Here is a 12,580-nt window from a genome sequence, read left to right on the forward strand (position 1 = left end):
CGAGTTCCCCTCCCGCGAGCAGGAGGGGAGGTGCTTGCGGCACTTTTGCTTTGCATTGCGCCAGCCGCCGCGCAGCCCGTCACCCCGCCAGCCCGTTACGCGAACGTCCAGCTCGCCGACCCCGCAAAAGAACAGTCCGCGCGCGCGCTCATGGAGACGTTGCGCTGCCTCGTTTGCCAAGGGCAGTCGATCGCGGACAGCGATGCCGACATGGCCGCGGACATGCGCGCACTTGTCCGCGAGCGGATCGAGCGGGGAGAGAAGCCCGCCTCGATCCGCGACTGGCTGATCGCGCGCTACGGCGATTACGTGACCTATGATCCGCCGCTGTCGGGGCTGACCTGGCCGCTGTGGCTTGCACCGATCCTGCTACTCGGCATCGGCGGCTGGATCGCACGGTCGAGCTTTCGGCGGAGGACACGCTGATGGGATATCTCTGGCTGGCCGTAATCGCGGCGGCGGTCTGCGCGCTGCTCGCCGCGATGAAGGTCGATCGCCTGTTATGGTCGATGGTCGCCTCCGCGCTGATGCTGGGCGCGGCGGGCTATGCCTGGCAGGGCCAGCCGGCGCTTGCCGGGCATCCGGCGACGACCGGGTTGGCGCCGACGCCCGACGACAGCGCGATGCTCGATCTGCGCGATCAGATGTTGGAGCGTTATACGGGGGCAGCGGCCTATCTCGTCGCTGCGGATGCGATGACGCGGATCGGCGATCGGCGGGCTGCGGTGCAGGTGTTGCTGGGCGGGATCCGGATCGCGCCGAAGAGCCTGGTCCTGTGGACGGGGCTGGCCAACGCACTGTCCGCGCACGACGCAAATCAAGTATCGCCGCCGGCATTGTTCGCGTTCCAGCAGGCTATGCGACTGGCGCCGAAGCACCCGGCACCGCCGTTCTTCTTGGGGCTGGCATATGTAAGGGCAGGCGATTTCGCGAAGGCTCGCCCCTATTGGGCAAGAGCATTGGCGTTGACGCCCGCTGATATCTCATACCGCGGCGAGATCGCCACGCGGCTCGCGCTGCTGGACCGGTTTCTGGCGATGCAGGACGCTGGAGCGGCACAACCCTGACCCCTTCATGCTGGGCTTGACCCAGGATGACGGGGAAGGGAATTCGGTGGGGTTACTGGCCCCGGCCGGTCTTCGACTGCAACTCGTCGATCTTCTTCGATGCGTCCGCCTTGCTCAGCGACTCGTCGAATTCCTCATGCGCTTCTTCCGACAGCGTCTTGAGGTAGCTTGCCTGTGCACCGGTCATCTTCTCGTCGCCGGTGGTCCAGTCATCCGGATCCTTCTCGGCGTTCGAGAAGGGTTCGGACTTGGGGTTCGGGGTGTCGGACATTGGAAATTCCTTTCCCTTGCCCAACACCCCTGTTCCGTATCCGTTCCCGATCAGCTAACCCAAGCTTCGTAAGGTAAACCTAGATCATCTGAGACCGCCTTATAGGCGATCTTGCCCTTGTAGACGTTTAGCCCGTTGGCGAGATGCGGATCCGCCTTCATCGCCGCCTCGGCCCCCAGATTGGCGAGCTTCAGTGCGAACGGCAGAGTCGCGTTGTTCAGCGCGAACGCCGAGGTGCGCGCGACCGCGCCGGGCATGTTGGCGACGCAATAATGGATCACGCCGTCGACCTCGAACACCGGATCCTCGTGTGTCGTCGCGTGGCTCGTCTCGAAGCACCCGCCCTGGTCGATCGCGATGTCGACCAGCACCGAGCCGCGCTTCATCGTCTTGAGCATCTCGCGCGTGACGAGCTTGGGTGCCGCTGCGCCCGGGACGAGCACCGCGCCGATCACCAGATGCGCATTCTTCACCGCCGCCGCGATCGCCGCCTTCGACGCGTACGCCGTCTTGATCTGGCTGGAAAAGAACATGTCGAGCTCGGCGAGGCGATCGTTCGAGATGTCGTAGATCGTCACGTCGGCACGCATGCCGACCGCCATCTGCGCGGCGTTGACGCCCGAGACGCCACCACCGAGGATTGCGACCTTCGCCGGCGCCACACCGGGGACACCGCCGAGCAGCACGCCGCGTCCGCCCTGCTCCTTCTCAAGGTAATGTGCGCCGACCTGTACCGACATGCGGCCCGCGACCTCGGACATCGGCTTGAGCAGCGGCAGACCGCGGCGATTGTCGGTGACTGTCTCGTACGCGATGCAGGTTGCGCCCGACTTCATCAGCCCCTCGGCCTGCGGCTTGTCCGCGGCGAGGTGGAGATAGGTGAAGAGCAGGTGGCGCGGCTCGAGCATCGCGATCTCGCTCGGCTGCGGCTCCTTGACCTTCACGATCATGTCCGCGCCGGCGAACACCGCGGCGGCGGTCGGCAGGATGGTCGCACCCGCGTCGATATAATCCTGGTCCTCGAAGTCGATCCCCGAGCCGGCCTGCGTCTCGACGACGACCTCGTGCCCCGCGGCGACCAGTTCGGCGACCGATGGCGGCGTCAGGCCGACGCGATATTCGTGATTCTTGATTTCCTTGGGGACACCGACGCGCATTGATTCCACTCCATTATCGTTGCCGCAATGTAGCGTGCATCGGACGGGAAGGGTTCGCAAACTCGTCGCAACCCACTATCGAATTCACGATATTATTGCATCCAGCATTGATAGGGTGGGAAAATCTTGAGCAACATGATCGAGCGCCGCATTCTGGACCTTCTCGCCGCCAATTCGGACTTTACGAGCGCCGAACTCGGCGATGCAGTCGGCCTGTCGGCAAGCGCCGCCCATCGCCGCGTCGCGCAACTTCGCGAGAGCGGCGCGATCACCGGCTATCGCGCAGTCCTCTCGCGAGCGGCGCGTGGCGATCCGAGCATCGTCCTCGTCAACGTGACGCTGCGCGACCAGCGCAAGGAGACGATGGCGGCGTTCGAGGCGGAGATCGTCGACTGTCCGCAGGTCGTGCAATGCTTCCTCATGAGCGGCGAGGCGGACTATATGCTCCATGTCGAGATCCGCCACGGCGAGACGTTCGAGCGCATCCACCGCGAGACGCTGTCGCAACTCCCCGGCGTCACGCGGCTCGCCTCGCATTTCGTCATCCGTGAAGTCGTCACGCGCGTATGATCAGCATGGGTTAATCCACGTTGCCGGCGCCGCCGTTGCCGCCCTCTACCCCTCATGCTAAATGCGCGCGCTTGGGGCACAGAGTGAAATCGGAAATTCGATGATGATTGCTGCACTTCCGGTTCGATTCACCGTCCAGTGAGCGTCGACCAGACCGCCGCGGCGTCGACCGTGCCACCCGCAGGCCTCGATCCGGAAACGGGGCATCATAATTCTGACGGCATGCTGAAGCTCGCCTTCGGCGCGATCGGCATCGTCTTCGGCGATATCGGCACCAGCCCGCTCTACGCGTTTCGCGAAACCTTCGCGGGCCATCACAAGCTCGCGCTCGATTCGGCGCACATCATGGGCGTCATCAGCCTGATGTTCTGGTCGATGATGATCGTCGTGACGGTCAAATACGTCATCATCATCATGCGCGCCGACAACAAGGGCGAGGGCGGCAGTCTCGCCTTGCTGGCGCTCGTGTCGGGCAAGACCAAGACGCGGCGCTGGAGCAAGGGCATCATCCTGCTCGGCGTCTTCGCGACGGCGTTGTTCTACGGTGACAGCATGATCACCCCCGCGGTGTCGGTGCTGTCCGCGGTCGAGGGCCTGGCCGTCGCCGCACCTGCGTTTGCGGGGCTGGTCCTCCCCATCGTGATCGTCATCCTGATCGCGCTGTTCTGGGTGCAGAAGAGCGGCACCGCGCGGATCGGTCTGGTGTTCGGGCCGATCATGCTGGTCTATTTCAGCGTCATCGCGGTGCTCGGCATCCTCAGCATCGTGCAGACGCCCGGCGTGCTCTGGGCGCTGTCGCCGCATTTTGCGGTCGAGTTCTTCCTCATCGACCCCGAGCGCGCGTTCCTGGCGCTCGGCTCGGTCGTGCTCGCCGTCACCGGTGCCGAGGCTTTGTATGCGGACATGGGCCATTTCGGGCGCAAGCCGATCGGCCTGTCCTGGCTGTTCTTCGTCCTGCCCGCGCTGATCCTCAACTATATGGGGCAGGGCGCATTGCTGTTCCGTGATGGCCAGGCCGCGCTCGTCAGCCCGTTCTACAATCTCGCGCCCGAGAGCCTCCAGCTCCCGCTCGTCATCCTCGCGACGATGGCCGCGGTGATCGCGTCGCAGGCGGTGATCTCCGGCGCGTTCTCGGTCACGCAGCAGGCGATCCAGCTGGGCTTCATCCCGCGGCTTCGCATCGAGCATACCAGCGCATCGACCGAGGGGCAGATCTACATCCCGCTCGTCAACGGCGCGCTTATGGTGATGGTGATCCTGCTCGTGCTGTTCTTCCGCACCTCGTCGAACCTGACGAGCGCGTACGGCATCGCGGTGACCGGCGCGATGTTCATCGATACGTGTCTGCTCGGCGTCGTGCTGTTCCGCCTCTGGAACTGGCCGAAGATCGCCGCGATCCCGCTGCTGGCGATCTTCTTCACGGTCGATGGCGCCTATTTTGCGGCGAACCTGACCAAGGTCCCCGCCGGCGGCTGGTTCCCGCTGCTGGTCGGCTTCATCATCTTCACCTTCCTGACGACGTGGTCGAAGGGGCGGCAGCTGATGATCGACCGGATGCATGAGGCCGCGATGCCGATCAAGGTGTTCATCGGCTCGGCCGCCAGCTCCGCCTCGCGCGTGCCCGGCACCGCGGTGTTCATGACCTCGACCGCGGACGGCGTGCCGCACGCGCTGCTCCACAACCTCAAGCACAACAAGGTGCTGCACGAGCGCGTGATCCTGCTCACCGTGAAGATCGTCGGCCAGCCTTATTGGCCCGCCAACGACCGTGCGGTGCGCGAGGAGCTTGGCGACGGCTTCCACCGCCTCGTGCTGCGCTACGGCTTCATGGAGGATGCCGACGTGCCTGCCGCGCTGCGCCAGGTCCATAATTGCGGCGCGGATTTCAAGATGATGGACACCAGCTTCTTCCTGTCGCGCCAGACGCTGCTGGCGTCGGATAAGCCCGGGATGATGATCTGGCGCGAAAAGCTGTTCGCCTGGATGCTGCGCAACGCCGAAAGCGCGATGGAGTTCTTCCGCCTGCCGACCAACCGCGTGGTCGAACTCGGCAGCCAGATCGAGATCTGACCGTTGTCGTAACGCCACCACGCGCTGCCCAACACATGCACCTCCCCGGCGGAAGCCGGGGTCCAGGTGGATAAGGTCGCAGTGACGGAGCGCGGCGGACGTCAGCAACGTTTCCCAACTGGACCCCGGCCTCCGCCGGGGAGGGATTGAGAATAATGGGAAATACCACGCAAGTGACCGAAGTCGCGCCGATCATCGTCACCGCCTTGTTCGGTCGCCAGGACACCGCGTTCTTCGATTCGATGCGCCGCGAGCATTTTCCGCCCGAGCGCAACCAGCTCGACGCGCATCTCACGCTGTTCCATCATCTGCCACCGTCGGGGCTCGACGAGCTGAAGCACCGCCTCAACCAGGAGACGCGTGGCATTCGCACGCCACAGGCCCGCGTCGGCGGCCTGATGTCGCTCGGCCGCGGCGTTGCCTACCGGATCGAGTCCCCCGACCTGGTCGGCATTCGCGCCCGGCTGGCCGACGCATTCACCGGCATGCTCACCCCGCAGGATGCCGGCGGCTGGCGTCCGCACGTCACGATCCAGAACAAGGTCAGCCCGCAGGTGGCCAAGCTCCTGCTCGGCAATCTGCAACGCGATTTCTCCCCGAAGGACGTCGAAATCGCCGGTCTGGGGGCGTGGTGGTATCGCGGCGGACCCTGGGAAGCGATTTCTCGGCACATGTTCGCTTGACCGCCTCGAATCCGCTTCCTATAGGCCGCGCCTCGCAGGGAAGAACGCTTCCCTGACGGACGGTACGGCGAAGTAGCTCAGTTGGTTAGAGCACGGGAATCATAATCCTGGGGTCGGGGGTTCAAGTCCCTCCTTCGCTACCATTCTCAAAGACAGTTTCAGTCGCTGAAGACGGCCCATGGGTCGTTGACGACCAGGATCGCATCGCTCCGCGCGAGCGCGAGCAGTGTCAGTCCGTGCACGCGTGCGTGATCGATCGCCAGGCTGGTCGGCGCGGAGATTCCCACCAGCATTGGCGCGCGCGCGATCAGCGCCTTGTCGACCATCTCGAAGCTGATTCGCGACGTCACCAGGATGAACCCGTCGACCCGCTGCCGTGCGGTCGCCAGCCCGCCGACCAGCTTGTCGAGCGCGTTATGCCGGCCGACATCCTCAAAGGCTGCGGTGATCCGCCCGCTGCGATCGCATGCGGCCGCGGCGTGGATAGCCCCGGTGGCGCTGTTGAGGGGCTGGTGCGCGCGCAGACCGCCGAGCGCGGCGAACAGCGCCTCGACGGGCGTGTCGGGTCTTGGTGGGGCGCTGGGGACCGGTTTGCGGAGCTGTTCGAGCCCGGAGATGCCGCACAACCCGCAACTCGTGTCGCTGGTCCGGTGGCGGACGCGGTCGTGGATCCGCCCCTTGCACCGATCGGACAGCCCGACGCGGACGATCCAGCCCGCCTCCGCCTCGAAGATATCGATGTCGCGCACATCGTCGGCGCTGTCGGCGAGCCGCTCGGTCAGCAGGAAGCCGGTGGTGAATTCGGCGAGGTCTGCCGGGGTCATCATCATCACCGCATAGCCGAGCCCGTCGATCTCGATCGCGACCGGGACCTCGACCGCGATCGCGCGTTCGCCCGCGGTGATCGAGTCCGGCCGGAGGATCTTGATCGCTTGCGTGCGCGAAGTCGTCATAGGGTATCGAGGTCCTGCGGCGTGTTGACGTTCGGGATGCGTGTCCCCGCCGGGATAGGAATAGCGCCGATCGCCTCCGCCCACCCCCGTACCGAGCGCCGTGGCACAGTCTCGATATGGGTCAGCAGGTGCCCGAACAACCGTGTCTCCCAATGCCCGAGCACCGGCGCATCGGGGCAATAGGCAGACGCCCTGCGCGCGAGCGCCGACAGCAACCCCTCGGGCAGCCGCGGCATGTCGCACGCGATCGTCAGCACCGAGGTGAAGCCCAGCCCGGCGGCATAGCCGAGCGCGCCGGCAATGCCGCCCAAAGGTCCGAGCCCCGGACCCGGAAGGTCGGGGATCGTCCCGTCACGCCCCGCGATCACCGCGCAATCGACATGCGGTGCCAGCAAGGCACGCGCATGCTCGGCCAGCGCACGCCCGTCCAGCACCGCCTGCGCCTTGTCGGACCCGAAGCGCGACGACTGTCCGCCGGCGAGGACGACGCCGAGGATGCGCTGGCCGGTCAGCGCGTCTTCTCGATCCGCACCGGCACCGATTTTGCCGCCGGAACATGGCTTTCGCGCGCGTGATGCGCGACCGGCATGAGCAGGTTACACTCGGGGTAATAGGCCCCCAGACACCCCTCGGGGATCGAATATTCGACCACGCGAAGCTTGTTCAGCCGGCGATCCGAATTGCCGCCTGCGTCGCCGACCAGATCGACGTCGTCACCATCGGTGATGCCCATCCGGATCATGTCGCTGCGGTTCATGAACACGATGTCGCGCGTACCCTTCACGCCGCGGAACCGGTCGTGATAGCCATAGACGGTCGTGTTGAACTGGTCGTTCGACCGCAACGTCATCAGGCGGAAGCGGCCCTCGGCTTCCTCGAACCCCGTGACGTTCAACGCCTGCGGGATGTTGATCTCCGCCTTGCCACTCTCGGTCTTCCACTCGCGATGCGCTGCGGGCACGCCCTTCCAGAAGCCACCGGGCGTGAACATCTGCGCGTTGAAGTCCTTGAACAGATCCGGATACGTCACCTCGATCGCATCGCGAACGCGCGCATAGTCGCGCACCCAAGCATCCCAATCGAGCTTCGGATTGGGGGCGAGCGTCGCCTTGGCGATCCCGGCGACGATCGCGGGTTCGGACAGCAAAGTCTCGGCGGCAGGCGTCGCCTTGCCTTTCGAGCCATAGATCTGGCTGAACGAATCCTCGATCGACACGCTCTGCGGGCCGGTGCCCTGCATGTCGGTCTCGATCCGGCCGAGGCAGGGGAGCAGATACGACGTCTCGCCGGGCAGCAGGTGCGAGCGGTTGAGCTTGGTCGCGATGTGGACCGTCAGGTCGAGCCCGCGCCATTTCGGCTCCATCCGCGCATGATCGGGGATCGCGCGCACGAAATTGCCGCCGAGGCCGATGAACGCCTGCGCGGTGCCGTCCAGGACCGCCTCGCACGCCTCGACCGTGTCCCAGCCCTTTTTGCGCGGCGGCTCGAAGCCATATTGCTCGGCCAGCAGGTCGAGCGGCGCGAGTTCGGGCTTTTCGGTGATCCCGACGGTACGCTGGCCCTGCACGTTCGAATGGCCGCGGACCGGGCCCATGCCCGCGCCGGGCTTGCCGATATTGCCGCGCAGCAGCATCAGGTTGACGACCATGTGGACGTTGTCGATCCCGCCGACATGCTGGGTCAGCCCCATGCCGTAGACCGCGATGACCGCCTTCGACTTGGCATAGACCTTCGCCGCCGCCTCGATCTCGGTGCGGGCCAGGCCGCTCTCATGCTCGATCGTCGCCCAGTCGGTGCCGCGGGCGACATCGGCGAACGCCTCGAACCCGGTGGTGTGCTCACTGAGGAAGGCGTGATCGAGGACCGGCAGGCCATTGATGCGCTTCGCATTGTCGTCGGCCTCGATCAGGTATTTGCACATCCCCATGATCGCGCCGACGTCGCCGCCGGTCTTCAGCTGGTGATATTGCGAGGCGATCGGGGTCGACTTGCCCGTCACCATCTCGATCGGGTTCTGCGGATCCTGGAATTTCTCCAGCCCGCGCTCCTTCAGCGGATTGAACACGACGATCTCGACGCCGCGCTTCGCGCAGTCGCGTAAGGGGTGCAGGAACCGCGGGCTGTTCACGCCGGGGTTCTGCCCGAAATAGAAGATCGCGTCGCACTTCTCATAGTCCGACAGGTGGATCGTGCCGACGGCCGAGCCGATCGCCGACTTCAACCCGACCGACGTGGTCTCGTGGCACATGTTCGAGCTGTCGGGCAGGTTCTGGCTGCCGTACATCCGCGCGAGCAGGCTATACATGTACGACGTCTCGAGGCTGGCGCGGCCCGAGGCGTAGAAGATGACCTTGGTCGGATCATAGGTCTTCAGCTTGGCGCCGATCCCTGCGAATGCCTCGTCCCAGCTGCACGCGGCATATTTGTCCGTCGCCGCATCATATTTCAGCGGATGCGTCAGGCGTCCGGCCTGTTCGAGATCATAATCCTTCCAGCCGATCAGCTCGCTGACGGTGTGCTGTTCGAAGAAGGCGGGCGTGACACGGAACGAGGTCAGCTCCCACGCGGTCGCCTTGGCGCCGTTCTCGCAGAATTCGGCGACATGCGGATGCGCGGGCTTGCCCCAGGCGCAGCTGACGCACGCAAAGCCGTCGGGCTTGTTCTGGCGGGCGAGTTCGCGGACGACCTCGGGCCCGACCTTCTCGCGCGCGGATATCTCCACCAGCGACTTCATCGATCCCCAGCCGCCTGCTGGTGCCGTGTAGTTCTCGATCTCTACGGTCCGGTCGTCGCTCATGCTCATCTCCGCTTTTGATACACGAACGAAGCGGCAAAGCTTTCGATGCAAGGCCAACAGATTTACCGACGGTTCAAATCCGGATGCCGATCGCCTAGATGGGGTTGGAATCTCCAAGGAATCACGATGACGACGCACACGACCCGCATGCTTATCCTCGGCTCGGGCCCGGCCGGCCTCTCCGCCGCGATCTATGGCGCGCGAGCCGGGATGGCGCCGATCGTCGTGCAGGGCATCCAGCCCGGCGGCCAGCTGACCACGACGACCGACGTCGAGAACTATCCCGGCTTCAAGGACGTCATCCAGGGCCCATGGCTGATGGAGCAGATGCAGGCGCAGGCCGAGCATGTCGGCACGCGGATGATGTGGGACACGATCGTGAAGGTCGATCTCACCAGCCGCCCGTTCCGCCTGATCGGCGACAGCGGCGACGTGTATGAGGGCGACACGCTGGTGATCGCGACGGGTGCGCAGGCAAAATGGCTCGGCATCGACAGCGAGGAGCCGATGAAGGGCAAGGGCGTCAGCGCCTGCGCGACCTGCGACGGGTTCTTCTACCGCGGCAAGAAGGTCGCGGTGATCGGCGGCGGCAACACTGCGGTCGAGGAGGCGCTCTACCTCACCAACCATTCGCCCGACGTGACGCTGATCCACCGCCGCGATTCGCTGCGCTCGGAGAAGATCCTCCAGGAGCGGCTGTTCGCGCACAAGGGCGTGACCGTGCTGTGGAACAAGGAAGTCCGCGAGTTCGTCGACGGCGGCGGCAATGCCGGGCTGGTCGCGCTCGAGCTCGAGGACACGGTGACGGGCGAGCGCTCGCGGCTCGCGGTCGATGGCGGGTTCGTCGCGATCGGCCATCACCCGGCGACCGAGCTGTTCCGCGGGCACCTCGAACTCGATTCGGACGGCTATATCGCGGTGGAGACCGGCTCGACGCGCACCAATGTCGAAGGCGTGTTCGCGTGCGGCGACGTCGCGGACAAGGTGTACCGCCAGGCGGTGACCGCGGCAGGAACGGGCTGCATGGCGGCGCTCGACGCCGAGCGCTTCCTCGCGGCCGCCGAGTTCGCCGAAATGGCCGAAGCCGCGGAATAATACTCGCGGCCACCGTCATCCTGACGATGGGAAGGGCCGACACTTAAGCCGTCATCCTGACGAAAGTCAGGATCCAGGGTTCCAGGCAATAGCGCTTACGGCTCTGGATCCTGACCTTCGTCAGGATGACGGAAAGCAATGGCGGCAGCGATCACGGCGTACAGTGCCGCTGCGTTCTCCGCCCCGGCAAAGCTGTGGGACGCCGTGTCCAGCCGCGTCACGTTTGCGGCCCCGCGATACGCAGCGGCAAACGCAATCGCGGTCGCGTCTCCGCTCGCAAGGACGATCGCAACGTCCTCGCGCCACTCCTCAAGCGCAGTGAGCACCCGGGTCGCAAGCGGCGCCTGTGTTTCGGTCTTCGCGGCAGCTACCCGTCTCAAACCCCTGAAAAGCTTAGTCAGGCTGACCTGCCCTGAGACGGCCCGCCGCCACGTTGCAGGATCGCGCAACCGCTCGCCATAGCGCGCACCGATCGCCGCGGCGGGCGGCAGGTCATCGATCGACTCGATCACCCAGGGGTTGGCGAGAATGATCCGCTCGAGCCCCGCCGACCGCCCGAACAGCGCAAGCGTGCTAGCCGCATCGCAGTTGCCGAAACCGACGACGCGCGTAACATGCGGTGCCGCGCTCCGGAACGCGGCCGCGGCCGCGACCAGTTCGGGCTGGGCGTTAAGAAATCCGCGATTATCACCCGTCGAATCGCCGACACCGCGCCGGTCGTAACGAAATACCGGCGTGCCCGCAGCGGCAAGCCGCTGGCCGAGATCCGCCATCCCGCGATGCGCGCCGCTACGGATCTCGTTGCCGCCGGATACGATGAGCAGCCCCGTCGTCCCGTCCGCCTCGTCCAGCGTGGCGGCGAGCGTTTCGCCTTCACACGCGACCGCGACGAACCGCCTCATGCTGCGATCCAATGCGCGATATCGGCAGCAAGCTTCTGGGCGAGCTCGATATTGTTGTCCGGTTCCGACCGGCGCCAGAGCGGCGCGCTGGGATAGGTCGCATCCGCCGCCCGCGGGTCCGTATCGAGGCGTATGATCCGGCATCGTCCACCGCCCCGCGGCACGGCCTCTCGCAACGCGGCGATCCGCTCGGAAGACAGGCGATTGCCCGCATAGTCGCCCTCAGCTCTTCCGGCCGCGGCCCGCGCGCGTTCGAGGTCGCGGACAAGCTCCTCGCCGGATTGTGGTGAGAGGTGCCAGCGCCCGGCCAGCGTCGCGTCGCCCTCAAGCAGCGCGCCGCTTCTTATCGATAACGCATAAATATCAGCGCCAAGCTGCTGTGCCAGCGCGCTATAAGCTCGGCGTTGGTCGGAAAGGGTCGCGTCGGCTGTGGCGACGAGACTTTCGCCGGTGCCGGGAAAGTCGGGTAGGACGCTGCCTATCCCGCGCTCGGCGAGCGCACGCAGGATCGTGCAGGCGAATTGCCGCGTCCGGTTCGCTTCTTCGAACAGCGGCAGCGCGGCTAGGGCGATCGGGCCGGCGTCGGGGCCGAACCGCAGCATCGCCTCGCGGCCACCGGCCCAGTCATAGTGTTGGAAGCGGATACCGGTCATCCCGGCAGAGGCTAGACCCCCGACGTCGGCTAGACCAGCGCCTTGCCCGCGGCAAACGTCACCAGCGCGCCGAACGTCTCGAGCATCTCGCCGTCGATCTCGTCATCCTCGATCAGGATGCCGAGCCGGTCCTCGAGCTCGGTCAGCACGCTCGCCACCGCCATCGAATCGAGCTCGGGCAGCGCGCCGAACAGCGGCGTGTCGGCGGTGAACGCGGCAACGCGGTCGGCGCTCAGGCCGAGGATATCGGCGAGGACGGCGCGTACCGTCGTTTCGACTTGGGAAGTGCCTTCGAAGATCACGAGCATCGCCTGAACCGTTACGAACCGGGCCCCGCTAGCGTGTGGGGCCGAATTCGGCAA

At 65.6% G+C, this 12,580-nt stretch carries 14 protein-coding genes and 1 tRNA gene; 7 read left to right on the plus strand and 8 right to left on the minus strand.

Features of this window, described 5'->3' with window-relative positions; all coding sequences use genetic code 11:
* The first annotated feature begins 30 nt into the window (after window positions 1-30).
* Together ASE79_RS14195 and ASE79_RS14200 are read left to right on the plus strand one after the other, a co-directional pair.
* Window positions 31-426: a cytochrome c-type biogenesis protein gene (locus tag ASE79_RS14195; protein ID WP_056417846.1), complete on the plus strand. Its 396-nt coding sequence runs from the start codon at window positions 31-33 to the stop codon at window positions 424-426.
* Window positions 426-1,067 carry a tetratricopeptide repeat protein gene (locus tag ASE79_RS14200; RefSeq protein WP_056417848.1) on the plus strand — a complete coding sequence of 214 codons (642 nt, stop codon included), beginning with the start codon at window positions 426-428 and terminating at the stop codon, window positions 1,065-1,067. The genes ASE79_RS14195 and ASE79_RS14200 overlap by 1 nt, the downstream gene beginning before the upstream one ends.
* Before the next feature lie 52 nt (window positions 1,068-1,119).
* Here ASE79_RS14200 and ASE79_RS14205 read toward each other — a convergent pair whose 3' ends face one another.
* Both ASE79_RS14205 and ald read right to left on the minus strand, forming a co-directional pair.
* Window positions 1,120-1,338, minus strand: a complete 219-nt coding sequence (locus ASE79_RS14205; RefSeq protein ID WP_056417851.1) for a DUF3072 domain-containing protein — start codon at window positions 1,336-1,338, stop codon at window positions 1,120-1,122.
* Between the two features lie 50 nt (window positions 1,339-1,388).
* Window positions 1,389-2,495, minus strand: coding sequence for an alanine dehydrogenase (gene ald, locus ASE79_RS14210; RefSeq protein WP_056417853.1), 1,107 nt, complete (start codon window positions 2,493-2,495; stop codon window positions 1,389-1,391).
* 135 nt (window positions 2,496-2,630) lie between these two features.
* On the opposite strand from ald, the gene ASE79_RS14215 reads away from it, so the two are divergent.
* The 4 genes from ASE79_RS14215 to ASE79_RS14230 all read left to right on the plus strand — a co-directional run bounded on the left by ASE79_RS14215 (window position 2,631) and on the right by ASE79_RS14230 (window position 5,961).
* Window positions 2,631-3,065: an Lrp/AsnC family transcriptional regulator gene (locus ASE79_RS14215; RefSeq protein ID WP_321163340.1), complete on the plus strand. Its 435-nt coding sequence runs from the start codon at window positions 2,631-2,633 to the stop codon at window positions 3,063-3,065.
* Between the two features lie 171 nt (window positions 3,066-3,236).
* Window positions 3,237-5,135 carry a potassium transporter Kup gene (locus tag ASE79_RS14220; RefSeq protein WP_056418541.1) on the plus strand — a complete coding sequence of 633 codons (1,899 nt, stop codon included), beginning with the start codon at window positions 3,237-3,239 and terminating at the stop codon, window positions 5,133-5,135.
* A gap of 155 nt (window positions 5,136-5,290) precedes the next feature.
* Window positions 5,291-5,818, plus strand: a complete 528-nt coding sequence (locus ASE79_RS14225) for a 2'-5' RNA ligase family protein (protein WP_056417859.1) — start codon at window positions 5,291-5,293, stop codon at window positions 5,816-5,818.
* Window positions 5,819-5,884: 66 nt separating this feature from the next.
* Window positions 5,885-5,961 (plus strand) — tRNA-Met (locus ASE79_RS14230).
* 15 nt (window positions 5,962-5,976) lie between these two features.
* Here the strand turns inward: ASE79_RS14230 and fdhD are convergent.
* From fdhD to ASE79_RS14245, 3 genes are read right to left on the minus strand one after another with little or no spacing between them, the layout of a single operon-like run.
* The gene (gene fdhD, locus ASE79_RS14235) at window positions 5,977-6,771 is read right to left on the minus strand and encodes a formate dehydrogenase accessory sulfurtransferase FdhD (protein WP_056417862.1); all 795 of its coding nucleotides are present in this window, start codon (window positions 6,769-6,771) and stop codon (window positions 5,977-5,979) included.
* Window positions 6,768-7,313: a molybdenum cofactor guanylyltransferase gene (gene mobA, locus ASE79_RS14240; RefSeq protein WP_321163341.1), complete on the minus strand. Its 546-nt coding sequence runs from the start codon at window positions 7,311-7,313 to the stop codon at window positions 6,768-6,770. Before mobA ends, fdhD begins: the two co-directional genes overlap by 4 nt.
* Complete coding sequence (locus ASE79_RS14245; RefSeq protein ID WP_056418545.1) at window positions 7,280-9,568, minus strand: FdhF/YdeP family oxidoreductase; 2,289 nt, start codon at window positions 9,566-9,568, stop codon at window positions 7,280-7,282. The genes mobA and ASE79_RS14245 overlap by 34 nt, the downstream gene beginning before the upstream one ends.
* A 126-nt stretch (window positions 9,569-9,694) precedes the next feature.
* Between ASE79_RS14245 and trxB the strand changes: the two genes are divergently transcribed.
* Complete coding sequence (gene trxB, locus ASE79_RS14250; protein ID WP_056417866.1) at window positions 9,695-10,663, plus strand: thioredoxin-disulfide reductase; 969 nt, start codon at window positions 9,695-9,697, stop codon at window positions 10,661-10,663.
* Window positions 10,664-10,758: 95 nt separating this feature from the next.
* On the opposite strand, the gene ASE79_RS14255 is transcribed toward trxB, so the two are convergent.
* From ASE79_RS14255 to ASE79_RS14265, 3 genes are read right to left on the minus strand one after another with little or no spacing between them, the layout of a single operon-like run.
* A complete protein-coding gene (locus ASE79_RS14255; protein ID WP_056417870.1) occupies window positions 10,759-11,565 on the minus strand; it encodes a hydrolase 1, exosortase A system-associated in 807 nt (268 codons plus the stop codon).
* Entirely contained in the window at window positions 11,562-12,218 is a 657-nt protein-coding gene (locus tag ASE79_RS14260; RefSeq protein WP_056417873.1) for a hypothetical protein, read from the minus strand. Before ASE79_RS14260 ends, ASE79_RS14255 begins: the two co-directional genes overlap by 4 nt.
* Window positions 12,219-12,247: 29 nt before the next feature.
* Window positions 12,248-12,526, minus strand: coding sequence for an acyl carrier protein (locus ASE79_RS14265; RefSeq protein ID WP_107957435.1), 279 nt, complete (start codon window positions 12,524-12,526; stop codon window positions 12,248-12,250).
* Window positions 12,527-12,580: the final 54 nt, after the last annotated feature.

This window comes from Sphingomonas sp. Leaf28 (assembly GCF_001421685.1).
In the GTDB taxonomy this organism is placed as follows: Bacteria; Pseudomonadota; Alphaproteobacteria; order Sphingomonadales; family Sphingomonadaceae; genus Sphingomonas; species Sphingomonas aurantiaca.